The sequence below is a fragment of the Roseibium sp. RP-7 genome (assembly GCF_053005225.1).
In genome coordinates this window covers 703,729-729,213 of sequence record NZ_JBRKQA010000001.1, presented here as the reverse complement: position 1 = coordinate 729,213, position 25,485 = coordinate 703,729, and the positions used below count along the sequence as shown (strand labels likewise).

The following is a 25,485-nucleotide window of genomic DNA, read 5'->3' as shown; positions in this document are numbered from 1 at the left end:
CCGCGCCAGCCGTCCCCGGACGGAGGCTGCAGCCTGAAACCTTAGAGCAGCTCGAGCTGAGCAGCCTGCTTGCCGCGGCCGCGACGGTCGTCTTCAGCAACGAAGGAGATCTTCGCGCCTTCGACGGGCGTTCCGATACCGGCCTGCTCGAATGCGGTGATGTGGACGAAAACGTCCTTGGAACCGTTTTCCGGAGTGATGAAGCCAAAGCCACGGTCATGGTTGAAGAATTTAATGGTGCCGTTCTCGCGCATGGAGAAACCTTTCCGCTGGTTGGATGCGCCATCCCGTTTCCGGCAGGCGCGGATAAACGAGAAGTCAACAAGAAACGGAAAGCTTGGAAATTCAGAGCAGCGCTTGATGGAGCCCTGCCGAAGTCAGTCTCACCGGGTCTTTCGTCAGTCCCGTACGGCACAACGCGTACCGATGGAGAATAATGTAGGTCCAGGTGGCGCTTACGGCAAGCGAAAGATTTTTGCAGTGGTCAAACCGAGGCCACAAAGCCGATAAATCCTGTTCCGGTGACAAAGTGACAGCTTGTGACACCAGTCACAGAGCCCGACCGGGGGGCGGGTTAGTTTCGTCTCATGAGTTGAGGCGGACAGCAGGGCCTCACGACACTGGAAGGGACACCGTCATGTTCAAGAAGTTTGCAGTTACCGCCTCTGCGCTGGCTCTTGTTGCCGGCGTCACACTGACCTCTCAGGCCACACCCGCACATGCCGCCAAGGGCTGGCAGGTCGGCGTCGGCGTCGCCAGCGGCCTTGCCGCCGGCGCGATCCTCGGGTCAGCACTTTCCCAGCCGCGTTATGTCGCTCCGCCCCCGGCTTACTATCCGGCTCCGCCGGCCTACTATCCGGCACCGGCTCCGGCCCCGGTCATCTACCGTCCGGCTCCGTGGAGCCCGGCCTGGTACAACTACTGCAGCCGCAAGTATCGTTCGTTCAATCCGAACACCGGCTACTTCCTGTCCTATTCCGGACAGTACCGCTTCTGCCAGTAAGGCAGTTTCCAACTTCGCCGGGCCATAACCGGCCTGAAAAGGCCACCGGCCACTCCCTGCAAGGGTTTCCTCCCCTCCTTGCAGGGAGTTTTTTGTTGGAACACCGATGTCGCCAGGAAGGATTTATGTGTCTGCCCCTAGGGGGATATACGCTTCGCCGCGCGCATGGTGGTCTCAAGCTGGTTGAGAAAGCGCGATCTGTCGGCCTTCGTGAAGCCAGGCCCGCTTTCGCGGATCTCGCCTATTTCACGCAGATGCGTGTTGAGGTCCCGCATGGCAAGGCGCATGCCGATGGCATCCTCGCGAAACGGCTTGCCTGTCGGACCGATGACAAGAGCGCCCGCCTTCACACAGCGTGCCGCAAGCGGCACATCGGCCGTCACGACCACATCACCCGCCACCGCACGTTCCGCGATCCAGTTGTCGGCTTCGTCCGGCCCTTCAGGAACGACAACCCGCTCGATCAGATCGCCTTCGGGAAGCCGCATCCAGCTGTTGGAAACGAACTTGATCTCAACATTGTGGCGCTCGCCCACGCGAACGGCTTCGTCCTTGACCGGACAGGCATCGGCGTCGATGTAGAGCACGGTCATGTTGTTTGCTCTCCTTTCGAGCTTTGGAGAAAGGCCGCGATGCCGGTTGCTGCCCGGGCACCTGTCGCAAAACACGCCTGCAGCAAATAGCCGCCTGTCGGCGCTTCCCAGTCCAGCATTTCACCCGCGGCAAAGATGCCCGGCATCTTCTTGAGCATCATGCCTTCGTCCAGTTCGTCCAGCGCGATGCCTCCGGCGGAAGAGATCGCCCGGTCGATGGAATAGGGCGCGTCCAGAACAACGGGAACGGCCTTGATGCAGCGCGCGAGGCTTTCCGGATCGGAAGGGACATCGCCGGCTTCGCGCAGCAGCGCCATTTCAACGGGGCTCAGCCGAAGGACCTTCTTGAGAAACGTGGCTGCAGACTGCTTGCCTCGGGGTCTTGAGAGTTTCGCTGCCAGCTCGTCAACTCCGGCCTGCGGCCGCAGATCGATGTGCAGTGTCGCCGAACCGGTTTCGTTGATTGTTTCGCGCAGTTCGGCGGACAAGGCGTAGACGGCACCACCTTCAAGGCCCTGAGCCGTCAAGACCGCCTCCCCTTGCACCCTTTTCCCGCCATGGGACAGGGCGATACGTTTGAGCGGCGTACCGGCAAACCGCTCTTTCAGGAAATCGCTCCAGCCGGTCTGAAAGCCGCAATTTGCCGGCTGGAACCGGTTGATGCGAACACCGCGCTCTTCCAGCATCGGCACCCACGCGGCGTTGGAACCGAGCTTCGGCCAGCTTGCACCACCCATGGTCAGAAGGCAGGCACGTGCGGTGAGGGATTGCAGGGCGCCTTCACCTGCAGTGTCTTCGGCGGCAGTTTCATCCCGTGTCCTGAGTTGAAGCGGTCCGTCTCCTTCAATGGCACAAAGTGCATGCCGGGTCAGCAGGCGGACGCCATTGGCATCGAGCCGGCGCAGCCAGGCACGCAGCAAAGGGGAGGCCTTCATGGATTTCGGGAAGACACGTCCGCTACTGCCGACAAAGGTTTCTTCGCCAAGATCTTCGCACCAGCGCCGCAGTCTTTCGGGCGGAAATTCCTGGATCAAGGGCGCCAAAAAAGGTTCGGCCTGCCGGTAGCGCGCGAGGAACGCGGTCAGGTCTTCGCTGTGGGTCAGGTTCAGGCCGCCGCGGCCAGCCATCAGGAACTTGCGCGCGGGAGAGGGCATGCGGTCGATAACCACAACGCTATACCCGTTTTCGGACAGGCGCTCCGCAGCAAAGAGACCGGCCGGACCGGCACCGGCAATCAGGACGTCGAACATGCGGCCTTATAGTTCAAGGCGGGCTGCAAAGACCACCATCGATTTTCATCAGAACCGGTGTTGGTATGTCGAGAATTATTGCAAGTATTTGTTATCAGTCTCATGAGAATATCATCCAGGGGGTGTACCTGCGGAAGTTTTCCCGGCGGGTCTGCTTCCTGTGAAAGGAGCCGTGAATGGAAAAAGGCACGGACCTGGTAGTCGTTGCCGATCCGGACAAGGACGTTCAGGCAGGCTTTGAACGCCTGTTCGGCAGTCACATGAGGGTTGCCTGCTTTTCCGAAACGGAAGCTGCATTGCAGTTTCTGAAGCAGAACCATGGCACAGCCGTCATTTTTTCCTGTTTCAATCTGCCGGGCCGCGGCGGAACGGCCTTTCTGCGAGCAGCGGAGACCATTGCGCCTCAAGCCGCGCGGGTCATGCTGACCCGGGAAACCTCGGCAGATGCGATCAAGAAGACGCTCAATGAGGCCCATGCCTTCATGTATCTGGAAAAGCCCTGTCAATCGACAGATCTGGCCTGCGCCATGGAAACAGCTCTTTCCCATCATTTTCAGCTCGCCAAGGACCGCGCGCTGCTGGAGCGGACACTTGCCGGATCCGTCAAGTTGCTGATCGACATGCTGGCGCTCTTCCACCCGGAAGCGTTCCGGCGCACGAGCACGGTTCGCAAACAGGCCCTGCGGCTGGCCAAACGCCTGGGGATGAAGAAAACCTGGGAACTGGAAATGTCGGTGATGTTGTCACCGCTTGGCGAGGCGTTGCTGCCGAAACAGATCCTTGCCCGCTACCGGGCCGCACGCGGCCTGACCGAGCAGGAGCGGAATATCCTGGACCGGGCACCGGACCAGACCCGGGATCTTTTGAAGAACATACCGCAACTGGAGAAAGTCTCCGAATACCTGTTTCTATCCGGCCGCGGTTTCGACGGCTCGGGTTTCCCCAAGGACGGGCCGACGGGCAAGGAAATCCCGATGATTGCCCGCATCCTCAAGCTCTTGACGGATCTGTGGTACGCAAGCCCGGAAAGCGGACCGGATGCAGCGGCCTTCGAGGCGCTTACCATCAACAAGCGCAAATATGATCCGATGCTGCTGGAGCTGGCCAAGGAAACGCTGATGGATGACGTGCCGGAGGAGCGCAAAAGACTTGTTGCCGAATGCTACATCCGCTCTCTGCGGCCGGGTGATGTGCTGATCGACGACGCCTTGACCGAAACCGGTCACGAACTGGTTCTGTCCCGCGGCCATATGCTGACGCCCACCACCATCCGCCGGCTGGAACATTTCCACCAGGCCGCAGGCGTGCGCCAACCCATCCGCGTCGAACGCCATTCGGCACCCGAAGAAGCTCTGATCGATACGGCTTGAAGGTGGAGAAAGAAAGGCTGTAGTGAGAGCGCCGGGCATATCGCAGTCTATAGAGAGGGCGCTCCCTCTGCCGCACCCCTTCCCCGCAAAAGGGAAGGGATATCAGCCCGGCAAAATCATTTCGTCAGGATCAGCTTGCCCTGTTTGGTGATCGACAGACGGTAGGTTTCGTCGTTGTGGCGGATCTGGATCTGGCGCTGGCCGCTGAACAGGTCGCGCGTGTCGAGCTCCGATTTATGCTCACGCGGCGGTGTTGCCGCAAAGGCGCGCGTAGCGCGGCTGCTGGAACCCAGGGAGAGGCGGTGCTTCTGGCTGTTGGCGGTCGGTGTCATTGCGCGCAATCGGTCCTTGGCCTTTGTGTTGCTCCTGAAACTGTTCAAAAAATCAGCTTCTTAGCGGAGCGATGGGACATCGGAATCAAAAGATGAGTTTCAAACTCAACTTTATACTTGACACTCATACTCAAGTTTTCCTATCAAGGCAATGCCTGATCGAAACGGAACCGGAAATCGCGTCCTCTGGTTTCGGATTAGACAGGACCTCCGGGCAACCGGAGTGACAAATGCCAGGCCAGCCAACCGCCCTCTCCTCTCCCTCAGCGGCAAGCCAGCCCGGCCTTTTCTTTGAGAGAGCCCGCGCAAGACGCGTGGCATGCCTTTCCTTTTCCCGACCAATCGACACATTTCGAGACATACGAAACGAAAAAGGCGCCGACCGGATGGTGGCGCCTTCGAAACTTTTTACGTAGATAAAACCTTACGCGTTGGCCGCGATCGGAGCCTTGGTCATTTCGATCTTCAGGAGATCGCGCATGCCGAAGCGGTCTTCCGAAAGGTCGGCAATCGACTTGCCGTCCAGAACTTCCATGAATGCTTCCAGCGCTTCATGCAGCAGGCCATTGAAGCCGCAGGACATGATGAGCGGGCAATCCTTGCGGCCACTGTCGAAACATTCGGCAAGAAGGAAGCTTTCCTCGGCGGCGCGGACAACTTCGCCAACCGAAATATTCTCTGCCGGACGAGCCAGCATGACCCCGCCGTTCCGGCCACGAATGGTCTTGATCAGATTTGCATCGACCAGAACCTTCATGATCTTGAACAGGTGGGTTTCGGACATGTCGAAGCTGGCCGCGATATCCGCGACCTTGCTTGGTTTGTCCGGGTTGACGGCGCAGTACATCAGCGCGCGCACGGCATAGTTTGTCTGTTGTGTCAAACGCATGCCATAGATATGAGCTGCGCGATCTGAAAGGTCAATTCAAAATTTGAGTGTGAGAGGCGACTTTTTGGCAGGAATGCCGGAAAGACGCCCAGTTGCCGGGATCAGACAGGTCGTCCGGCGGTGTCTGATGGCTCCAGTTCCCCGGGCAGATTGTCCTTCAGGAACACATCGATGCCGATACGCTCCTGCCCTTCGATGATCGGCACACCATCACAAAGCGCTTTCAGGACGCGGATGGCGCTGCGGATCTCGTGACCCGGGTCCTGCGCGATCACCGCATCCAGCACGTCGTCCTGAAGCGCTTCGCGCGTGTAGGGCGTCAGTTCGTGTCCGACAAAGACGATGCCCTGGCTGCGGCCGCTTTCCTTCAGGGCCGCAATCGTGCCGCGGTTGCCCGCGCCGATATTGTAGAGCCCGGCAAGATCGGGATGTTCCGCAAGAAGCTTTCGCATCAGGTCCGCATTGCGGGCGTTGTCGTCCCTCCCCTCACGCACCTTCAGTAAGTCCAGATGGGGATAGTCCTGCTCGATGACCGCCCGGCAGCCCTGATAGCGCTCCGCATGATCGCGAAGGCCGAGCGATCCGGCAATGATGGCGACTTTGGCCGGGGATCTGGGCAGGAAGCGACCGAGCAACCGTCCGGCGGTGCGCCCGGCGGCGACGTTGTCGATGCCGACAAAATGCTGGCGGCTGGAGGAAGGATGATCGGAGACCAGCGTCACGACGGGCACTCCCCTGTCCTGCAGCCGGTCGATGGCTGCCTGAACCTCCGGGAACGCGGGCGCGACCACCGCGACACCGTCGCACTGCGAGCGGTCGAGGATCGCAAGCGTACCGGCCACCCTGTGCCCGTCGAAGGCGTCGATGGGCTCGACATGCACATGCATGCGGTCACCGCTCATGGTTTCGGCGTGGGACAAGGCTTCGCGGGTCAGGTCTTCCATGAAGGCGTTGGGGCCATTTGGAATGAGGAAGTGCAGACGGTAGACCCGTTTCTTGGCAAGTCCGGCGGCAAAGACATCCGGTTTGTAGTTGAGCGCCTCGACGGCCTGCTTGACCTTTTCGATGGTGACCTTCCGGACACCCGGCCGCCCGTTGAGGACACGATCAACCGTTGCCAGGCTGACACCCGCTGTTTCGGCCACATCGTGGATCGTTACGCGCTTCATTCATCCCCCCGGACGTCAGCCATTTGCCGTTACTTCGCACCGGCACAGACCTTTTCCGCGGGAAGAGGACACTCAAGGCAACGGTGAAAGAGCGGCTTGGTTCCAAGCCTTCTTTCAAGCCACTATAACCAGCTTTGAGGGGCGATCATCAAAAAATGCTGCGCCGCGCAAAGTCTTCTACCAATTGATGATTACGAAACTCAGGCCACCTGCCCGGCGGCATGACCGGACGACCAGGCCCACTGGAAATTGAAGCCGCCGAGATGGCCGGTGACATCGACCACCTCACCGATGAAATAGAGGCCCGGCACCTTCGTGCTTTCCATGGTCTTGGAGGAGAGTTCCTTCGTGTCCACGCCACCAAGCGTGACTTCCGCCGTGCGGTAGCCTTCCGTGCCGACCGGCGTCAGCTGCCAGCGGTTCAACTGTTCTGCCGCCCGGCGCAGGACCTTGTCCGACTGGTCGGCCAGACGGCCTTTCAGGGCAAACGCCTGCGAAAGTTCGTCAGCCAGCCTGTTGGGCAGCAGTCCCCCCAGTGCGGTCTTCAAATCCTGTTTCGGGTTGTCCTGGCGGGCTTGCCGCAGGGCTTCGAAGACGTCGGCCTCGGGAGACAGGTTCACCGAGATGGGCTTGCCTTCCTGCCAGTAGGACGAAATCTGCAGCACCGACGGCCCGGACAGACCCCGATGCGTGAAGAGCAGGCCTTCGCGAAACGACGTCTTCTGGAACGAAACGATCGCATCCACCGAAACACCGGCAAGCCGGCCGCACAGTTCCTTGTTGGTATCGGAAAAGGTCAGCGGCACCAGCGCCGCGCGCGGGGCAATTACGTTGTGGCCGAAGCGCTTGGCCAGATCATAGCCGAAGCCGCTCGCGCCCATCTTGGGGATCGAAGGCCCGCCTGTCGCCACAACAAGCGATGCCGCCCGCAACGGCCCCTTGGACGTTGACACGGAAAACCGGTCGTCGGGTTTTTCAATCGCCTTGATGTCCGTTTCCAGCTGTAACGTGCCCCCGGCCGCTTCCAGCTCGGCCAGCAGCATCCGGATGATGTCCTTGGCGCTGTTGTCGCAAAAGAGCTGGCCGAGTGTCTTCTCGTGCCAGGAAATGCGGTGCTTTTCGACCAGTTTCAGGAAGTCCTGCTGGGTATAGCGCTTCAGCGCCGACACACAGAACCTCGGGTTCTGCGAGAGAAAATTAGCCGGCGAACAATGAATATTCGTGAAGTTGCAGCGCCCCCCGCCGGAAATGCGAATTTTCTCCGCCGGGTTTTTGGCATGGTCGATCACGAGCACCTTGCGCCCGCGCTTTGCCGCCTCAATCGCACACATCAGCCCCGCGGCACCGCCACCAAGCACAAGAACATCCAGATCACGCATGGCGGGGTGTATAGCGGGAATTTCGGGAGGGGGTAAGGGAGATGTGAGCTTGTTTTCTCTACCCCTCCGTCTTTCCGGACAAGCGCAGCCAATGCTGCGCGCCGATCCGGAACCCAGTGCGTAAGCGTGAGCATGAGGGAACACTTGTTTGACAGAAAAGGAAGCCACCCCGCGTGCGCGCGAAATAAGTCTGGTTTCCGGATCTGCGTTCGGCTTTGCCTCACTTGTCCGGAATGACGGGGAATCGAAGCGATGGAAACAGAAAAACCGGCGGCCCTTTCAGGTCGCCGGTCTCTTAAAAACGCTTCTTGCGAAGTCGCTTATTTCATTTCGGTCAGGACTTCGAAGCCATTTGCACCGACTTCCCAAAGGGCGTAGGTGCCCGGGACGTCGCCCTTTTCATCGAAGTTGTGGTCGCCGGCTGCGCCCTTGTAGTCGATGGCCGTGCCGGCTGCGATCAGTTCCTTGGCCTTCTTCCACTCGCCCGGACGGATCGCTTCACCTTCGCCGTTGGAGACTTCGGCCATTGCCGCTGCAACGTCTTCCTTCTTGCCGCCGGCCTTTTCGACCGCCAGTGCCAGCAGGAACGCCGCGTCATAGGAGGTGGTGGCAAAGATCGCATCCGGATCGCCGCCGATGCCCTTGAAGGCTTCGTTGAAGATGTCGAGGGATTCGGACTGTTCGCCAACCGGCGAGGACGAAACAAAGGTGGCCAGGTTTTCGGCACCCAGCTCGTTGATGACTGCTTCGGACTTCATACCGTCGCCGCCGACGAACTTGTCGAAGAAGCCGTTTTCGAGAGCCTGACGCAGGATGGTGAGGCCGGTGCCGTCGCCGTAGTCGAAGATCACCAGCGTGTCCGCGCCGCCCTTGGCGAGTTCGGCAAGGTTGGAACGGTAGGAGGCCTTGCCTTCCTCATGCGCTGCGAACTGGGTGATTTCACCGCTGAGTTCATCGACGAATTCCGCCTTGAACGCATTGGCAAGACCGGTGCCGTAGTCGTTGTTGAGGTAAGCGACGGCGACCTTCTCGTAGCCCTGCTCCTTCAGGGTACGTGCCAGTGCACGGCCCTGATAGTCGTCGGACGGCACGGTGCGGAACACGGTGCCCTTGTCGTCGAGGGTGGAGATTTCCGGCGAGGTGCCGGACGGCGTGATCATGGTGATACCAGCCGGAATGGTAACGGAACCGGCTGCAGCCAGAACCGCGCCCGAGCAATGCGGACCGACGACGCCGATGACGCCTTCGATGTTCACGGCCTTGGTTGCGGCGTCAGTGCCGTTCTGCGGATTGCAGGCGCTGTCGCCGACAACACCGACCAGCTTTTCGCCATCGCCGATGCCGCCCTGCTCGTTGACCTGCTGAAAGGCCAACTGCGCGGCGTCGATCATGGCCGGAGCCATGGCTGCGATCGGGCCGGAGATGCCACCGAGCAAGCCGATCTTGACATCGGCCTTTGCCGGCACGGATGCTAGCGCGGTTGCGGTCATCAGACCGGCTGCAAGCGCGAGAATCTTGGTTTTCATCAAAGTACCTCCTCATTATTCCGGTCTTCGCCGGGACTTTGGATTTTCGAGGCTCCGCCTCCCGATACCGGGAAGCTAGCCTGAGGAACGGATCTAAGTGTGATCCGCACCGGATCTTGTTGCACGCCGGTCGCCTCTCAGCGGTTCCGGCAGCAGGCCTTCCGGCCGGAAGCGCAGCACCAGCTGCAGCATCAGGCCGATCAGGAACAGGCGAATATATTTGGCCTGGATGGCATATTCCGTCGGCAGGCGGTCAGTTGCGATTTCCGACATCGACCAGATGATCCAGACCACCGCAGCTCCCAGAATGGCGCCGCGGTTGTTGCCGGAGCCTCCAAGGATCAGCATGATCCAGACCAGGAAGGTCGCGACCATCGGGTCGATGGCTTCCGGGGTGATCGAGCGGTTGAAATGCGCGAACAGCGCTCCACCCAACCCCATCAGGGCCGAGCCGAAAATGAAGGCCTGCAGGCGGCGGAACTCGACATCCTTGCCCATGGCCTTGGCGGCGCCTTCATTGTCGCGGATGGCGCGCATCATGCGACCCCAGGGCGCGTTGAACTGACGCTCGACCAGCAGGTAAGCCGCAATCAGAACGACGATGACAATGCCAAGATAGGCAGCCTGAGACGCCATGTAGGCGCTTTCCTGCGCCAGTGACGGAAACTCCGCCGCCGGGCGCGGAATACCGGAAATACCGCGGGCACCATTGGTCAGCACCGGTTCGGACTTGACCACAAGTCGAATGATTTCCGCAATCCCGATGGAGGCAATCGCCAGATAGTCGGAGCGGAACCGCAGACAGATCTTGCCGATAGGCCAGGCCACGAGAGCTGCGGCAAGCATCGCTCCTATCCAGCCGACGAAGAACGGCATGTCAAAGCCGCCGATACGGCCGTCGGCATGTTCTGTCGTCAGAATCGCGGAGGTATAAGCGCCAACTGCGAAGAACCCGGCGATGCCGGCGTTGAACAGACCGGCAAAGCCCCACTGAATGTTGAGCCCCAGCGCCAGCAGCGCGTAGATGCCGATGAAGATCGCCATGAAGAGGGCGTAGTTGAGAAGACCGAGATATTCCATTTTCTCTCCCTCCCCTTATAGCACTTTGCCCTTGAGCAGCCCGGTCGGGCGCACAAGCAGCATGAACAACAGGATGGCGAAGGCCATTGCGGCCTTGTATTCGCTCGGGATCACCAGAACCGACAACTCCTCGGCAATGCCGACGATCAACCCGCCAAGCACGGCCCCCTCGATCCGGCCGACCCCGCCCAGGATGGCGGCAGCGAACATCGGCAGCAGCATCTGCCAGCCCATCAGCGACTTCAGTTCCGTGTTGAGGCCGAGGAAGACACCGGAGGCGGCACACAGACCACCTGCGATCACCCAGGTCAGCATCACGACCTTCTTGTTGTCGATGCCAGAGAGCAAAGCCAGATTGGGGTTGTCCGACATGGCGCGCATGGCCTTGCCCCACTTGGAGCGGGTCAGGAACAGCTGCAGTCCGCCGACAAGCGCGAGCATGGCGATGACCGTCAGGATTTCGCGGTCACGGATGCGCAGGCCGAAATAATTTTCCGGACGGACGATGCCGCGTGAATAGGTTTCCGTATCGACACCCCAGACCACCTGCACCACGGCGCGGATCATCAGCGCTATGCCGAGCGAAGCCATCACAGTGACGATTTTCGGCCGCTCGCGCAGATGTTCATAGAACACCTTGTCGATGCCGACGGCAACGGCGGCGGTTGCGATGATGGCGATCGGCAGGGCCAGCAGTGGCGAGACGCCAAGACCGGTGACAACCGCCAGCGCAATGAAGGCACCAAGCGTCGCCAGATCACCATGCGCCAGATGGGCGTAGCGCAGGATGGCGAAGATCAGCGTGATGCCAACGGCGCCAAGTGCATAGATCGAGCCGAGCACGATGCCCGGAATGACGTAGAAATTGATGAGCTCAAGAAAATCCATACCGCTCAGCCCCCCAGGAACATTTCAGCGACTTCACGGTCGGCCAAGAGGTCGGCACCGCTGCCTTCGTGGCGGTTCTTGCCGGCGGCCAGGACATAGCCCCGGTCGGCAAAGGCAAGCGCCTGCTTGGCGTGCTGCTCCACCAGGAGAATGGCGACACCGGTGTCGCGCACGTCCCGGCAGATCTGGAAGATCTGTTCCATGTATTTAGGCGAAAGCCCGGCGGTCGGTTCGTCGAGAAGCAGAAGCTTCGGATCGAGCATCAGCGCCCGGCCCATCGCCACCATCTGCCGCTGCCCGCCCGACAGGGACCCTGCAAGCGTCTTGCGGCGTTCCTTCAGGTCCGGAAACAGGGTGTAGACCCGGTCATAAGCAGCGCTGAGGTCGCCCTTCTTCAGAAAGCCGCCCATTTCCAGGTTCTCGTGGATCGACATCTCGCGGAAAATGTTGTCGACCTGCGGGACATAGCAGATGCCGCGCTGGACGATGCGGTTGGGAGCCCAACTGGTGATGTCGTCGCCGTCGAACAGCATGCGGCCGCCGCGGATGGTCAGGAGACCGAAAACGGATTTCATGGCTGTGGACTTGCCGGCACCATTCGGGCCGACGATGACGACGATCTCGTCCGCATCCACATGCATGGAGACGTCCTGAAGGATGTCGGCGTCACCGTAGCCTCCGGTAATGCCGTCCATGGAAAGAAGCGCAGTCATGCGGCATCTCCCGTGGTTTCGCCCAAATAGGCTTCCAGCACCTGAGGATTGGACCGCACGGTCTGGAAATCGCCCTGGATCAACACCCTGCCCTCGGCCATGCACACAACGGGATCGCAGAGTTTCTCGATCATTTCCATGTCATGTTCGATCAGGATAAACGTGTAGCCGCGCTCCTTGTTCAGGATCTCGATCTTGGTCTCGAGCTTGCGCAGCAGGGTGCGATTGACGCCTGCCGCCGGTTCGTCGAGCAGCACAAGTCTGGCATCGGTCATCATGGTGCGGCCCAGTTCCAGAAGCTTCTTCTGGCCACCGGAAAGGTTGCCGGCCGGCTCGTGCGCGACGTGCGTCAGCTCCAGGAACGCCAGGGTCTCATAGGCCTTTTTCTCGACCTCGGCCTCGGCAGCCTTCACCCGCCCCCAGGCGAGCCAATTGGAAAACAGGCTTTCGCCCGGCTGAGACGGCGGCACCATCATCAGGTTTTCCAGCGCCGTCAGCTTGTGAAATTCATGCGGGATCTGGAATGTCCGCACCAGTCCCTTTTGAAACAGCTCATGGCTGGCCAGGCTGGTGACGTCCTCGCCCAGAAACCGGATGCGTCCGCTTGTCGGTTGCAGTGCCCCTGCGATCAGGTTGAAAAGCGTCGTCTTGCCAGCCCCGTTCGGGCCGATCAATCCGGTGATACTGCCTTCCTCGACGCGGAACGAGCAGCCATTCACCGCCCGGAATCCGCTGAAATCCATAACGAGCTGATCAAGCTCCAGCATTCACGCTCCTTGCCGCTCCCAACGGTCAGTCTTTTTCTTATTCCGGCCGCGCTTTCCCGTTTCCCGGAATTAGCGGAGCGGGCGCAAAATGGCCCGAACCGGCGCGGCGTCCAGCCCTTCTAACTTCATTGGCAGCGCAATCAACTCATAATCACCGGGTTCCACCGCAGAAAGAGCAAGATTTTCCAGAATTAGCATGTCACGGGAACGGGCGATCCCGTGACTGGGCAGGGTTTCGGAAGGATCCGGGTCGACGGAGGGCACATCCACGCCGATCAATTTGACACCGGCGTCCGCCAGCAGACTCATCGTTTCCGGTGCCAGAGCCCTGTAGCCTGCCGGCCAGACCGTAACGTCTTGTTCTTCGGCAAGCCGCACAAGCACTCGGGACGGGCAGCCTTCAAGGAACGCTTCCAGCTCTCCGGGCTGGCAAAGCGGACCGGAACCGCGTGCATCGATCAGCCGGGCCGGTCCGACGAAATCATGCAGATCAAGCTGATCGATCGTCAGACCGTCAGGGTCGTAGTGCAGGGGTGCATCGGCATGGGCTCCGCAATGGCTCGACATGGAAAACTCGCCGACATTCACCGGGCAGTCCTCTGAGATCGTCGCCGTCCAGGAGCTGCGATAAGGCGCGTCGCCGGGATAGACCGCCATACCCGGTCGAACGGGCGGCGTGATGTCGAACAGATCCGTCATCTTGAAATATCCTGCTGAAGGGCAATTGCCGCGTTTCAGACAGTTTGAAACAACCATGGCTGGCAAGTGTTGTAAAGCTGAGCGGACACGCCGGCGACAGGCAGTCAGCTGGCGCAAAACCAGCGCGATACGGCCTTTTGCAATCGGGGGAAGCTCAAATCCGGCATCCAAGGTGTCGCGCAACAATCTGTTGGCGTTTGATGCAAGTTTTATCTATCGGCACTATTCTAAATTCAGAAACTGAAAGTATCACCAGATCTCGTTAAGTTTGTCAGCGGTTTTCCCGATTTTAAATTGAATGATATATTCACGTTCCTTACACTTCTGCAAAGTTGCAAATTTGCGTTGCCAGACACGAACTGGCGGCTTCGTCCGTCATGATTTTTGATTTCGAATGCGTTCATCCCGGAGAACGACCCTGTCACACATGTCCGATCTTTCCCAGACGCAGCGGGCAACCGAAAAAAGGAAAGCGTCCCTGCCTTTTACACTCGATGACGGCAGGGTGGATCAGGAGCTGATCTTTTCGATTTACGATCGTCTCGACACCGGTATCTGGATTTTCGATTTCGACGAGAAATGTATTGTGTGGGCCAATCGCAAGGCGCTTGAGATTACCGATGCCGAATCGCTGGAAGAGCTGCGGGCACGCGACATGGGCTCGGACATGTCCCATTCGGTGGAACAGCGCCTGCGGCAGTACCAGCAGGATTTCACCAAGCATGACGTGAGCTTTTCGGAGATCTGGACACTCTATCCGAATGGCAAGGCTCAGGTCCTGCAGGTTGTCATGAGCGGCATCCGGCTGAATGACGGTCGTATGGCGCTGCTGTGCGAAGGCCGTCCGCATCACGAGCAACAGCCGGAAACGCTCCGAAGCGCCGAAGCGCTGATGCACACCACGGTGATGATCTCGCTGTTCTCCGAAGACGGGCAACCTCTTTACCGCAACACGGCCGCGAGGGCAGCTTGCACCGATCTCGCGTGCACCTTGTGGGATCATTTCATCGATCAGGTGCTCGCCAAGAACGTGATGGGCGTCCTCACGGAAAAAGCCACGACCAAGTTCGTGGCGGAGGTCCGGACGAGCGACGGCCTGCGCTGGCACGAAATCACCATCCGCCGCTGCCATGACGCCGTAACAGGAAAGCCTGCCTTTCTGCTGAGCGAGATCGATGTCACGGAGCTTCACCAGACCAAGGAACGCGCCCAGTATCTTGCGAGCCATGATGCGCTGACAGGACTGTCGAACCGGACCTATCTGAAGGAACGCCTGTCGCATGTGAGGCAGACTGCGAAGGACAACAATCTGATCGCAACGCTTTATCTCGTGGATCTGGACGACTTCAAGATGGTCAACGACACGCTTGGCCATGCTGCAGGCGACCATCTTCTGCAGCTTGTTGCATCCAAACTGAAGGATCTGGCCGGAAACAACGACATTGTCGCGCGTCTTGGCGGCGACGAATTTCTGATCTGCCACCTGTCCTCGCCCGAAACCCCGCGACCGGACTGGTTCGGACAGGCACTGCTGCAGGCCTTTACCAGTCCACATCTGATTGAGGGCAAGCCTCGTCATGTCGGGCTGAGCATCGGCTATGCCCATTATCCGGCCGACGGTACGGACATCGACCAGCTCATGCGTCATGCGGACCTTGCGCTTTACCAGGCCAAGTCGGAGCGGAAGAACAAATGCGTCCGCTACAAGGAATTCATGCGCAAACTCCGGGACAAGCACATGTCCCTGAAGAAGGATCTCGAACGGGCAATCCGCGAGAATGAATTCCTGCTGTATTACCAGCCGATTGCCTGCACCCGCACCCAGCGTGTTGTCGGCGCCGAGGCCCTGTTGCGCTGGCAGCACCCCGAAAAAGGCCTGGTCAGTCCCGATGACTTCGTGCCGGTTGCCGAGGAAACGGGCCTCATCAACGAGATCGGCACCTGGGTCAGCCGGAATGTTGCCTACATGCAGTCCGGGCTCAAGCTGCTGAACGTTTCCGTACCGCTGTCGATGAACGTCTCACCCAAGCAGCTTTCGGACCCCACCTTTGTTGCACGCATGCAGAGCCTGCCGAAGGAAACCGGCTGCAATGCAAACGACATCTCGCTGGAAATCACCGAAAGCGTTCTGCTTGGCGATATTCCGCATGCCTACGAATCCCTGACGAAGCTGAAAGCCGCCGGCTACCGGATCGTTATCGACGATTTCGGCACCGGCTATTCCAACCTTGCCTATCTGCACAACTATCCGATCGACGGTATCAAGATCGACCGGATGTTCATGAACGACATTGCCACCGGCGGTGCCATCGTGAAGCTGATCCTGTCGCTGGCATCAGCGCTTGATGCCAGCGTTGTCGCCGAAGGGGTGGAAACCGTTGAACAGCGGGCCTGGCTGTCTGAAAACGGCTGCAACCGTTTCCAGGGCTTCCTCTATTCCAAACCGGTGCCCGAACAGCAGTTTATCGACATGCTGCAGGCACAGGTTCGCGTCGCGGCTATGTGACCTTTGCGCGGGTCTTGAACTCCGGCCGGTTCCAGCTTTCCGTATCCAGAATATCCTTCAGGATCTCAACCGCATCGACAATGTCCTGATGCGACAGGTACAGCGGCGTGAAGCCGAAGCGCATCACGTCAGGTGCCCGAAAATCACCGATCACGCCGCGGTCGATCAGCGCCTGCATGACGGCGTAACCTTCCTTGAAGCGGAACGAGACCTGGCTGCCGCGGGCATTCGGATCCCGCGGGCTGGCCAGTTCCAGTTGCGGGCACTTGGCCTCGACTTCAGCGATGAACAACTCGCTGAGTGAAACGGACTTGCGGCGGATGTCCGCCATGTCGACATCCTCGAAGACATCAAGGGCCGCATGAAGGCTCGAAAGCGCAAGAATGGCCGGCGTGCCGACCGTCATCCGGCTGATGCCGGAAACCGGCCGGTAGTCGAGATCGAACGCAAAGGGGGCCTCATGCCCCATCCAGCCGGTCAGCGGCGAGGTGACCTTGTCCTGGTGCTCGGGCGCGACATACAGAAATGCCGGAGCACCCGGGCCTCCATTCAGATACTTGTATCCGCAACCAACGGCAAAATCCGCTCCAGCCCCGTGAAGATCGACCGGGATCGCACCGGCAGAGTGGGCAAGGTCCCACATCGCCAGGGCACCTGCTTCATGGGCCACGCGGGTGATATCCGCCATGTCATGAACCCGGCCGGTGCGGTAGTCGACCTGCGTCAGCATCACCACCGCCACGTCTTCACCAATGGCGTCCTTCACCGCTTCCGGATCGACAACCTTCAGTTCATGTCCCTTGTCGAGCAATTGCTTCAGGCCGGAGGCGACATATAGATCGGTCGGGAAGTTGCCGTTGTCGGATAGGATGACCTTACGCTTCGGCCGCAGCGCCAGGGCTGCGGAAAGGACCTTGAACACATTGACAGAGGTGCTGTCGCAGGCGACGACCGTCCCGGCCGGTGCGCCGATCAACTTGCCGATGCGGTCGCCCGTACGGGCGGGAAGGTCGATCCAGCTGTGGGTGTTCCAGGCCCGGATCAGGCTGTTGCCCCATTCCTCGTTGATGACCTGCGCAATGCGGGCAGGCACGTGTTTCGGCAGCACACCAAGCGAATTGCCATCCAGATAGATGACCCCGTCGGGGATCTGAAACGCCTGTTTTTTGGAAGCCAGAACATCTGCCGTGTCGGCCGGGTGCTGCGAGGTCATGAGTAGCTCTTGTGTCGGATAGTTGCATTTGAAAGGAAGCGGCACGCTATCAAAGGGGCATTTCGCAAACAACTGTTTCCGCGAACCGTTTGATCCGGTTCTAACCCGCACGGGAAAACGTCTGTTTCAGCCGCATGTCGCAAATAACACAAAAATGCCCGTTTGAATGGAGGACATCCGGGCGCTATCTGTTAGCGTGACCTCAAAGCGCCGGCAGGGCCGGTGCATCTGACATATGCGGTTCAAGAGATGTTCATCAGCGTCTTCGACATTTTCAAAATCGGCATCGGGCCGTCCAGTTCTCATACGGTGGGCCCGATGGTTGCCGTTCACCGTTACCTTGACCGGGTGCGGGGCCTGTCCGGCGCGGAAAACCGTGCGACACGGCTGACCGTCACCCTGCATGGCTCACTTGCCTTCACCGGCAAGGGCCACGCCACGGACAAGGCCGTGTGTCTCGGCCTGCTGGGAGCCAGGCCCGATTCCATCGATCCGGACAAGGTCGACCCGATGCTGGAAGAGCTGGAGCAGACCAGGAAGCTGAAAATAGACGGCCTGCCGGAGCTGCATTTCGAACCGTCCCGGGATGTCATCTTTGACTATGGTCCTCCGCTGGCGCTGCACGCCAATGGCATGACCTTCCATCTGCTGGATGCTGCCGGCGCCGTTATCGACACCTTTGTCTATTATTCCATCGGCGGCGGTTTCGTGGTCAGCGAATCCGAATTGCGCAAGACCAGCAACGAACCGGTCAACGAGCTTGCCAAGCAGGATGTGCCATTTCCCTTTGCCAACGCCAAACAGATGCTGGAGATGGGCCGGGAAGCCGAGCTTTCCATTGCCGAGATGAAGCTGCGCAACGAGTGCAGCGACAAGCCTCAGGCTGAAGTGGAAGAAGGCATCGACCGTCTTTGGTCGGCAATGGATTCCTGTATCAACCGCGGCATTTCCCAGACCGGCATTCTGCCCGGCGGCCTGAAAGTGAAACGCCGCGCCGCAGATATCTACCAAAAGCTCATTCGCGAAGGCCGCACGAACCCGCCTTTCGAGCACAACGTGGTCGACTGGCTCGGCGTTTACGCCATGGCCGTCAACGAGGAAAACGCTGCCGGAGGCCGTGTCGTGACGGCACCGACCAATGGTGCTGCCGGGGTCATTCCGGCCGTGACCCGCTATTACCTCGATCACTGCCCCGGCGCGGACCAGGCCGGCATCAGGACCTTCCTGCTGACGGCGGCAGCTGTTGGCGGCATCATCAAGGCAAACGCCTCGATCTCAGGTGCCGAAGTTGGCTGTCAGGGCGAAGTCGGCTCGGCCTCTGCCATGGCGGCTGCCGGTTTGTGCGCAGCGCTTGGCGGCACCAACGAGCAGATCGAGAATGCGGCGGAAATCGCCCTGGAACACCACCTCGGCATGACCTGCGACCCGATTGCAGGCCTGGTGCAGGTCCCTTGCATCGAGCGTAATGCCCTTGGTGCGGTCAAGGCTGTTACTGCTGCCTCTCTGGCGCTTCGTGGCGACGGTTCGCATTTCGTGCCGCTGGACGGCTGCATCGAGACCATGCGCCAGACCGGCATGGACATGATGGAGCAGTACAAGGAAACCTCGAAGGGCGGGCTGGCCGTCAATATCGTGGAATGCTGATCCGCCTTTGCCCGCCCGGCGTAAGCTGAACATCTCCGGCGGCCAGAACCTGCGCCGCCGGCTCTCTCTTTCAAGGGGCCGACATGGCGCTTTACATCACCCCGCTTTTCGCGGGCCTGCTGACGCTGCTTTACATTTTCCTGAGTGTTCGGGTGATCGGCGTGCGCAAGAGCGAACGCATCGGCCTCGGCGATGGCGGCCATGGCGGTTTGCAAAGACGCATGCGCGCCCACGGCAACTTTGCAGAATACACCCCGCTGGGGCTGATACTCATGTTGCTTCTGGAGCTGACGGGTGCCACGCCCTGGCTGCTCTGGGCACTGGGTGTGGGTCTTTTCACCGGCAGGGCTCTGCACGCCTACAGCGTCAGCCAGGAACCGGAACCGCTCAGATTCCGGATTGCAGGCATGGCTCTCACATTCACCGTTCTGGTTGTCGCGGCACTGATGTTGTTAACGCGCTCGGCAAACGGTCTGCTGACCGGCTGATCAGATCTGCTGCAGCCGGGTCTTGTGTGCGTGCGCAATGTGAAGCCGGGCAGCGGCTTCTGCTGCGGCACAGTCGCCCCGTGAAATAGCGTCAACGATTGCGGCATGTTCCTCGACCGCCGTTTCGCGCCGTTCCGGCGTATCCAGCGTCGTGCCCGCCATCAGGATGAGCGACAGGCGCAGGTGGTCGATCTGGTCGACCAGATAGCGATTGTGCGAGGCCAGGCACAGGCGGCGGTGAAACTCCCGGTTCGAGCGCACCAGGCTGTCCTTGTCCGCAATGCGCTTGCGATCGGCGCTGACCAGATCCTGCAGGATCTCCACTTCCGGCTTTGACGCATGCTTGGCGGCAAGTCCGGCGGCCGTTCCTTCCAGAACTTCCCGCATGAAGTAGACTTCGTTGATCTGGCCATGATCAAGGGTCGGCACCACCATGCCACGGTTGGGCTCGTGCACGGCGAGGCCCTGGGCCTCAAGCCGTTTCAGGCCTTCGCGGATCGGCGTTCTGGAGACGCCGAATTCTTCCGCCAGGTCTGCCTCGCGCAATCGGTCGCCGGGTTTCAAGACCCGCTCTTCAATGAGGCCGATCAGCCGGTGGTAGATTTCAGATCCGTTCATGATGTCTGGTTAGCGGCAAGCTGGGGTTCGCGCAAGCAATTGCAGCTTTCTGGTCGCTTGACCTTCCGAACCACTGACTTCCGGAAGAGAGGCGTTTTTGCGATTACCGGGAGAAGCACCTCGCTACGCACGCTCATGTGCCGGGCGTAAACAGTTTGCCGCCGACAACCGGTTGGCGGACACCGGTCGTGCCTGGAAAGGTGGTTGGCAGACCGGCCTTCAAACGCGCGCCCAGGAATGCCATTGCCTGGGCTTCCAGGGCATCGCCGTCGATCCGGTAGTCGTCCGCCGACACGACATCTCCCGCAAGAAGCTTCGCCAAGGCTTTCATCAGAACCGGATTGTGCCGTCCGCCGCCGCAAACCAGCCAAAGCCGAGGAACCCGCGGCAAAAGCTTTTCCGCGCTGGCAATGGCGGCTGCCGTGAAAGCGAGCAAGGTGGCAGCGCCATCCTCCAGGCCAAGACCTTCAGCAAATTCGCCGGAGAAACTGTAGCGGTCGAGGGACTTCGGACCCGGCTCGGTCAGGAACGGATGGGTGAGCGCTGCCTGAAGACGACCTTCATCGACCGTGCCCTTTGCCGCGATCGCCCCGCCCGCGTCATAGTCGCCGGCACCGTGCTTGCGGACCCAGTCGTCCAGGAAGGCATTGCCCGGTCCGATATCGAACGCCAGCAGCTTGTCGCCTTCAATATAGGTAAGATTGGAAACCCCACCGATATTGAGGAAACACAAGGGCTCCTTGTCTTCGCCAACCAGTGTCTTGGCGAGCGCCTGATGATAGACAGGCACCAAAGGGGCTCCCTGCCCGCCTGCCACCATATCTGCCAGGCGAACGTCGCCGATCACCGGAACGTTGAGATCCGTTGCAAGAGACTGCGGATCACCCAGCTGAACCGTTTCGCCCTTGGCCGGATCGTGCCAGACTGTTTGGCCGTGAAAAACCACGGCATCCGGCGCAAGACCGTGCGTTGCCAGAAACCCCAGGATCGCCTCGGCATGGTCGCGCGTTACCGCAGCGGCGATTTCCGGCCAGTCGTCGCGTCCGGTTCCCTTGCGCGCAGCAGCTTCCAGCACCCGGCGCTTTGTCTCTGGCCGGTAGCTTGCCGTCTCCGCAGGGCCGAACCGGGCAACCGTCCGGCCGTCGGTTTCGATCCACGCCAGATCGATACCGTCGGCCGAGGTGCCCGAGATTGTTCCAAGGATGGAGTAGTGATCGCTCACAGGCTTTCCTGAACTGCCTTGAGACCGGCTTCTGCGATGTCGAACAACTCGTTCACCTGGGCTTCGGTAATGATCAGCGGCGGACAGAAGGCCATGGCGTCCAGCATGTTGCGCGAAATCAGGCCCTTGTCGTGGAACATTGCATTGGTTTTCGCGCCGAGCGCGCCGGGCGTTGCCGCAAGCGCCTCATGCGACAGTTCCGCGGCACCGATCAGCCCGATGCCGCGCGTCTCGATTACCAGCGGATTTTCCGCAAGACCGGCAAGGCGTTTCTGGAAAGTCGGTGCGATGGCTCTGACATGACCAACCAGATCGCGCTCCTCGATGATCTTCAGGTTTTCAAGCGCAACAGCTGCTGCAACCGGGTGCCCGCTGCCGGTGTAACCATGACCAAGCACGCCGATCTTGTGGCTTTCGTCCGCAATCGGCTGATAGACCGTGTCGTTGATCAGCAGCGCGGAAATCGGTTGGTAGGACGACGACAAAGCCTTGGAGAGGGTCATCATGTCCGGCTGCAGATTGTAGGTTTCCGTGCCGAACATGTTGCCGGTCCGGCCAAATCCGCAGATCACCTCATCGGCGACGAAGAGAATGTCATATTTCTTCAGAACCGGCTGAACTGCTTGCCAGTATCCGTCCGGCGGCACGACCACGCCGCCGGCGCCCATCACCGGCTCGGCAAAGAAGGCCGCGATCGTTTCCGGGCCTTCGGCCAGGATCAGGTCTTCCAGGTCCTGCGCACAGCGCTTTGCGAAATCCGCCTCGCTTTCACCGTCCTTTTTCATGGTCCGGTAGTGCGGGCAGGTGGTGTGCAGGATCTGCGGCAGCGGCAGGTCGAACGAGCGGTGGTTGTTGGGCAGGCCCGTGAGACTGGCCGAAGCGATGGTGACACCGTGGTAGCCGCGCACGCGCGAAATGATTTTCTTGCGCTCCGGCTGGCCAAGCGCATTCGACCGGTACCAGATCAGCTTGATTGCCGTATCGTTGGCTTCAGACCCGGAGTTGGTGAAATAGGCCTTCGACATCGGCACGGGTGCCATCTCGACCAGCTTTTCCGCCAGCTCGATCGACGGTCCATGGCTCTTGTAGGTGAAGGTGTGGTAGTAGGGCAGCTTCTCCATCTGCCGGGCGGCCGCATCGACCAGGCGCTTTTCACCGAAGCCGACGGCAACGCTCCAGAGACCGGCCATGCCTTCGATGTAACGCTTGCCGTTGATATCCTCCACATAGATGCCCTCACCCTTCTCGATCACCAATGCGCCTGTCTCTTCCTGACGGCGGGCGTCGGCGTAGGAATGGAGCTGGAATGCCGTGTCGCGGGCTTCAAGGGAATTCGGCAGCTGTGCCATGAAGGGTCTCGTCTCAAATGCGGTTGGAAAGATCCGGCCGCAGGCGACTCAAAGGTTCCTGCGCGGTGGGGCACACGGTAGGCCATAGCCTGACAAAATTGAAGAGATTGCTTGGGACGATTTTTCCTGCAAACGAACCTCGAAAGGCCGGAGCCACATGCGAGGCATCGCAAGTCGCGATCGTTGGCTGAAGACCGTTTTGCCTGTGAGGGCCGTCACATGTCTCCGGGGCTCAGTCGGGCTATTTACATCTTGTCCGCAGAAACGGACACACCACTGGCAGGAGCAACCCTCAAGCAGATGGCCGGTGGAGCAAACGGGCGGAGGCAGAAAGCTTCCGCCCGTCCGCTTTTCGGCCAACCCGGGATCGCCTACCGCACATTCAATTTGTCGCAGAAAGCGCGCGCTGCTCCGGCATGGCTTCGTCCGCTGTCCAGAGCGCAACTTCGAGCTCCTGCACGCGCCCCCTGATTGCGACGGCTTCCCTGCGTGGCGGCATTCCCAACATTTCACCACCTGCCTCGGCGGCTTTCGTCAGGGCGGTGGAAAGGACGATCGAAGCGCCACGTGACTTGCCGACTTCCATCAGCCTGCTGGCCACATTCACGCAGTCGCCGGTTGCCGCGATCTGCTGCTGGTTCTCATGCCCCAGACGCGACAGCACCACCGGACCGAAATGGCCGCCAAGGCGTACGTCGCGAATTTCGGCGTCGAGCCCGGAGGCAAGGATCCAGCCACGCACAGCAACGACGAGATCAAAGGCACAGCGACAGGCGTCAGCGGCATCCTTTGGTCCGGCGTCCGGAATGCCGAATCCGATCATCGCCCCGTCTCCCATGAAATCCAGTACAAGCCCCTTGTTGCGCGCGGCCTCATTGACGACCAGCGTATGAAAGGCCTTCAGAACATCCCGGGTTCGCGCAGGACCCAGTTTTTCCGAAAGGGCGGTGTATCCGGCCAGATCAATGAACAGGATCGCAACCGGCTGCTCCCGCGGGACCAGCAGAAAGCCGGGATCATCGGCAATACGCCGGGCAAGATCCGGCGCCTGAAACCGGCTGAGAGCCTCCCGGGCCGCCACCAGCCGGCGTACCCTGAACCACTCGAAACCTTCCCTCAGCACAGCAAGCGCGACAACCGGCGGCACGCTTGCCGCAATCGGCAATGCCGCGTTGAGCCAGATGCCCTGGTTGAAACAGATGACGACGACGGTCAGCCAGCCCAGCAAAAGCAGCAGATAAACGATGGTTGCGCTGGCCAGCGGCAGAAACACGACAACGGCCATGCCCAGTAGCGTAATGGAGACGGCAGCGAGTGCATCGAAACTGCGGACCCGGCTGTCGCGTAGCAGAACCGATCCGTCCAGCAGGTTGGCAATCCCCGTCGACAGGACTTCCACCCCAGGCAGGATAGGGTCGAACGGAGACGAAAACCGGTCGCCGACAGCCGACGCGGTGACACCAAGAAGCACCAGACGACCGCCAAGAGCTGCCTTGGCGGCTGCGGCATCCTGAAGAAGCGATTGCGCGCTGACGGTTCTGATGGTGCCGCCCTTGCCATAATAGTTCAGCGGTTGCTGCCACTGCAGATCCAGCGACTGCACTCGCCCGGAAATCCGGATACCTTCCGCGGTCACCGATGGGGGTGCACCCAGGAACCCGGCAACAGCCAGCATGCCAAACGAGGGGGCCAGTCCCTGGTCGGTCTTGAAAATAAGAGGGATATGGCGCGGTGTGCCGCCGGCATCGGTCGAGACATTGACGAGGCCGACGCTGGCTGCTTCCGCAAAGGCTTCAAACGGGCGCAACTCGGTTTCGGGAGCCGGCACCAGTACCGCCGCAGCCCTTTCAAGCGGGAACTGGCCACCGGCCGCAATCACCGTAGGCAGAGATGCAAGCGCCGTCGCAAGGCCGGTGTCTGCTGCCTCGTTCGATTTTCCCATCAGCAGAATGTCGATGGCCAGGGCCTTGGCGCCTGCGTCCCGGATCCGGTCAACCAGCTCGGTCAGAAACACCCTGTCGACCGGATAGTGACCGGCTGCGGCCACCGTCTGATCGTCAATGGCCACGATCACCACATCCTGCGGCGCTTCGCGCGGTCCCTTGATGTGGATACGAAGATCGAGAAGCACCGTTTCCAGCCGGTCAAGCACGCTTGCCCGTCCGGCAACATGGCCCAACGCCAGGGAGCCTGCCCAGACGGCCCCGACGATCATCGCCAGGACCACGAGACAGACGTAGAGCTTCAGTTTCATTGACCGAAACGGGACATAAGCCCTGCGGCCCTTTCCGCTGACCATGTGGCCGGTGCGAAGGGAAGGCCCGGGGCGACGTCCGCTCCTTCACCGGCTGCGAGCAGCACCGTATCGCTGCCATCCGGCCGGGACACCGACACGTGACCGCGCAAAACGAAGACTGACGTGCGCTCCGGCCCGACATCCACTGCGTAGATCGTGCCACGAACGGCGGCAATGGCGTGAGGGGTTCGCACCTGGAACGGGCCACTGCCCGGCTCGACCTCGATCAGCATCGCATCGGTTTCGAGATCGACATCTTCCGGGCGCGTGGCGCCTGCGGCAGTGTCGATGTTGAAAGCACTGGCTGCTTCTGCTTCGATCACGAGACCGTTCGCGCACTGAAACACGGTCCTGGGCGGATCCTGGACCTGTGTGCGTTCGCAGCCGTTCACATTTTGCGCCATGGCCGTGGAGGAAGCTGCGAGCATCAACCCAATCAGGGTTCCGGCCAATTTCAATCGTCTTGTTGACATTGCAATCCCGATAGGCTT

At 60.3% G+C, this 25,485-nt stretch carries 24 protein-coding genes; 5 read left to right on the top strand and 19 right to left on the bottom strand.

Annotation, left to right across the window (positions count from 1 at the left end):
- Positions 1–41: 41 nt before the first annotated feature.
- Positions 42–254 (bottom strand): cold-shock protein, encoded by a 213-nt coding sequence (locus ACVDG9_RS03330; protein ID WP_006934329.1) that lies wholly within the window; start codon positions 252–254, stop codon positions 42–44.
- 383 nt (positions 255–637) lie between these two features.
- Here ACVDG9_RS03330 and ACVDG9_RS03325 point away from each other — a divergent pair, with 383 nt between their 5' ends.
- Positions 638–1,003, top strand: a complete 366-nt coding sequence (locus ACVDG9_RS03325; RefSeq protein WP_023002219.1) for a BA14K family protein — start codon at positions 638–640, stop codon at positions 1,001–1,003.
- 137 nt (positions 1,004–1,140) lie between these two features.
- On the opposite strand, the gene ACVDG9_RS03320 is transcribed toward ACVDG9_RS03325, so the two are convergent.
- Together ACVDG9_RS03320 and ACVDG9_RS03315 are read right to left on the bottom strand one after the other, a co-directional pair.
- Complete coding sequence (locus ACVDG9_RS03320; RefSeq protein ID WP_062490424.1) at positions 1,141–1,596, bottom strand: YaiI/YqxD family protein; 456 nt, start codon at positions 1,594–1,596, stop codon at positions 1,141–1,143.
- The gene (locus ACVDG9_RS03315) at positions 1,593–2,846 is read right to left on the bottom strand and encodes a BaiN/RdsA family NAD(P)/FAD-dependent oxidoreductase (protein WP_447237292.1); all 1,254 of its coding nucleotides are present in this window, start codon (positions 2,844–2,846) and stop codon (positions 1,593–1,595) included. The genes ACVDG9_RS03320 and ACVDG9_RS03315 overlap by 4 nt, the downstream gene beginning before the upstream one ends.
- A 176-nt stretch (positions 2,847–3,022) precedes the next feature.
- Between ACVDG9_RS03315 and ACVDG9_RS03310 the strand changes: the two genes are divergently transcribed.
- Positions 3,023–4,216, top strand: coding sequence for an HD domain-containing phosphohydrolase (locus ACVDG9_RS03310; protein ID WP_447237291.1), 1,194 nt, complete (start codon positions 3,023–3,025; stop codon positions 4,214–4,216).
- A 116-nt stretch (positions 4,217–4,332) separates the two neighbouring features.
- Here ACVDG9_RS03310 and hemP read toward each other — a convergent pair whose 3' ends face one another.
- The 10 genes from hemP to kynB all read right to left on the bottom strand — a co-directional run bounded on the left by hemP (position 4,333) and on the right by kynB (position 13,658).
- Positions 4,333–4,548 (bottom strand): hemin uptake protein HemP, encoded by a 216-nt coding sequence (hemP, locus tag ACVDG9_RS03305; protein ID WP_031269825.1) that lies wholly within the window; start codon positions 4,546–4,548, stop codon positions 4,333–4,335.
- A gap of 424 nt (positions 4,549–4,972) precedes the next feature.
- Complete coding sequence (locus ACVDG9_RS03300) at positions 4,973–5,437, bottom strand: Rrf2 family transcriptional regulator (RefSeq protein WP_075283567.1); 465 nt, start codon at positions 5,435–5,437, stop codon at positions 4,973–4,975.
- Positions 5,438–5,538: 101 nt separating this feature from the next.
- Positions 5,539–6,606 (bottom strand): LacI family DNA-binding transcriptional regulator, encoded by a 1,068-nt coding sequence (locus ACVDG9_RS03295; RefSeq protein WP_447237290.1) that lies wholly within the window; start codon positions 6,604–6,606, stop codon positions 5,539–5,541.
- Between the two features lie 200 nt (positions 6,607–6,806).
- Positions 6,807–7,985, bottom strand: coding sequence for a BaiN/RdsA family NAD(P)/FAD-dependent oxidoreductase (locus tag ACVDG9_RS03290; RefSeq protein ID WP_447237289.1), 1,179 nt, complete (start codon positions 7,983–7,985; stop codon positions 6,807–6,809).
- A gap of 320 nt (positions 7,986–8,305) precedes the next feature.
- Complete coding sequence (locus tag ACVDG9_RS03285) at positions 8,306–9,511, bottom strand: ABC transporter substrate-binding protein (RefSeq protein ID WP_055657548.1); 1,206 nt, start codon at positions 9,509–9,511, stop codon at positions 8,306–8,308.
- Between the two features lie 93 nt (positions 9,512–9,604).
- Positions 9,605–10,591, bottom strand: coding sequence for a branched-chain amino acid ABC transporter permease (locus tag ACVDG9_RS03280; RefSeq protein WP_447237288.1), 987 nt, complete (start codon positions 10,589–10,591; stop codon positions 9,605–9,607).
- A 15-nt stretch (positions 10,592–10,606) separates the two neighbouring features.
- Positions 10,607–11,479, bottom strand: a complete 873-nt coding sequence (locus ACVDG9_RS03275; RefSeq protein ID WP_023002230.1) for a branched-chain amino acid ABC transporter permease — start codon at positions 11,477–11,479, stop codon at positions 10,607–10,609.
- Between the two features lie 5 nt (positions 11,480–11,484).
- Entirely contained in the window at positions 11,485–12,192 is a 708-nt protein-coding gene (locus ACVDG9_RS03270; RefSeq protein WP_023002231.1) for an ABC transporter ATP-binding protein, read from the bottom strand.
- On the bottom strand, positions 12,189–12,959 hold the full coding sequence (locus ACVDG9_RS03265; protein WP_447237287.1) for an ABC transporter ATP-binding protein: 771 nt from the start codon (positions 12,957–12,959) through the stop codon (positions 12,189–12,191). The genes ACVDG9_RS03270 and ACVDG9_RS03265 overlap by 4 nt, the downstream gene beginning before the upstream one ends.
- Positions 12,960–13,028: 69 nt before the next feature.
- Positions 13,029–13,658 (bottom strand): arylformamidase, encoded by a 630-nt coding sequence (gene kynB / locus ACVDG9_RS03260; RefSeq protein ID WP_447237286.1) that lies wholly within the window; start codon positions 13,656–13,658, stop codon positions 13,029–13,031.
- 427 nt (positions 13,659–14,085) lie between these two features.
- Between kynB and ACVDG9_RS03255 the strand changes: the two genes are divergently transcribed.
- Positions 14,086–16,164, top strand: a complete 2,079-nt coding sequence (locus ACVDG9_RS03255; RefSeq protein WP_447237285.1) for a putative bifunctional diguanylate cyclase/phosphodiesterase — start codon at positions 14,086–14,088, stop codon at positions 16,162–16,164.
- Here the strand turns inward: ACVDG9_RS03255 and kynU are convergent.
- Positions 16,157–17,377, bottom strand: a complete 1,221-nt coding sequence (gene kynU, locus ACVDG9_RS03250) for a kynureninase (protein ID WP_447237284.1) — start codon at positions 17,375–17,377, stop codon at positions 16,157–16,159. The two genes, ACVDG9_RS03255 and kynU, sit on opposite strands and share 8 nt — an antisense overlap.
- 249 nt (positions 17,378–17,626) lie before the next feature.
- On the opposite strand from kynU, the gene ACVDG9_RS03245 reads away from it, so the two are divergent.
- Both ACVDG9_RS03245 and ACVDG9_RS03240 read left to right on the top strand, forming a co-directional pair.
- A complete protein-coding gene (locus tag ACVDG9_RS03245) occupies positions 17,627–19,021 on the top strand; it encodes an L-serine ammonia-lyase (RefSeq protein ID WP_031269831.1) in 1,395 nt (464 codons plus the stop codon).
- Between the two features lie 83 nt (positions 19,022–19,104).
- A complete protein-coding gene (locus ACVDG9_RS03240; RefSeq protein WP_023002237.1) occupies positions 19,105–19,509 on the top strand; it encodes an MAPEG family protein in 405 nt (134 codons plus the stop codon).
- Here ACVDG9_RS03240 and ACVDG9_RS03235 read toward each other — a convergent pair whose 3' ends face one another.
- The 5 genes from ACVDG9_RS03235 to ACVDG9_RS03215 form a co-directional block, all read right to left on the bottom strand.
- A complete protein-coding gene (locus ACVDG9_RS03235; RefSeq protein ID WP_023002238.1) occupies positions 19,510–20,127 on the bottom strand; it encodes a GntR family transcriptional regulator in 618 nt (205 codons plus the stop codon).
- Positions 20,128–20,260: 133 nt separating this feature from the next.
- On the bottom strand, positions 20,261–21,349 hold the full coding sequence (locus tag ACVDG9_RS03230) for an anhydro-N-acetylmuramic acid kinase (protein ID WP_062490440.1): 1,089 nt from the start codon (positions 21,347–21,349) through the stop codon (positions 20,261–20,263).
- On the bottom strand, positions 21,346–22,698 hold the full coding sequence (locus ACVDG9_RS03225; RefSeq protein ID WP_077290837.1) for an aspartate aminotransferase family protein: 1,353 nt from the start codon (positions 22,696–22,698) through the stop codon (positions 21,346–21,348). Before ACVDG9_RS03225 ends, ACVDG9_RS03230 begins: the two co-directional genes overlap by 4 nt.
- Positions 22,699–23,080: 382 nt before the next feature.
- On the bottom strand, positions 23,081–24,952 hold the full coding sequence (locus ACVDG9_RS03220; protein WP_447237283.1) for a CHASE2 domain-containing protein: 1,872 nt from the start codon (positions 24,950–24,952) through the stop codon (positions 23,081–23,083).
- A complete protein-coding gene (locus ACVDG9_RS03215; RefSeq protein WP_447237282.1) occupies positions 24,949–25,422 on the bottom strand; it encodes a FecR family protein in 474 nt (157 codons plus the stop codon). The genes ACVDG9_RS03220 and ACVDG9_RS03215 overlap by 4 nt, the downstream gene beginning before the upstream one ends.
- Positions 25,423–25,485 lie beyond the last annotated feature (63 nt).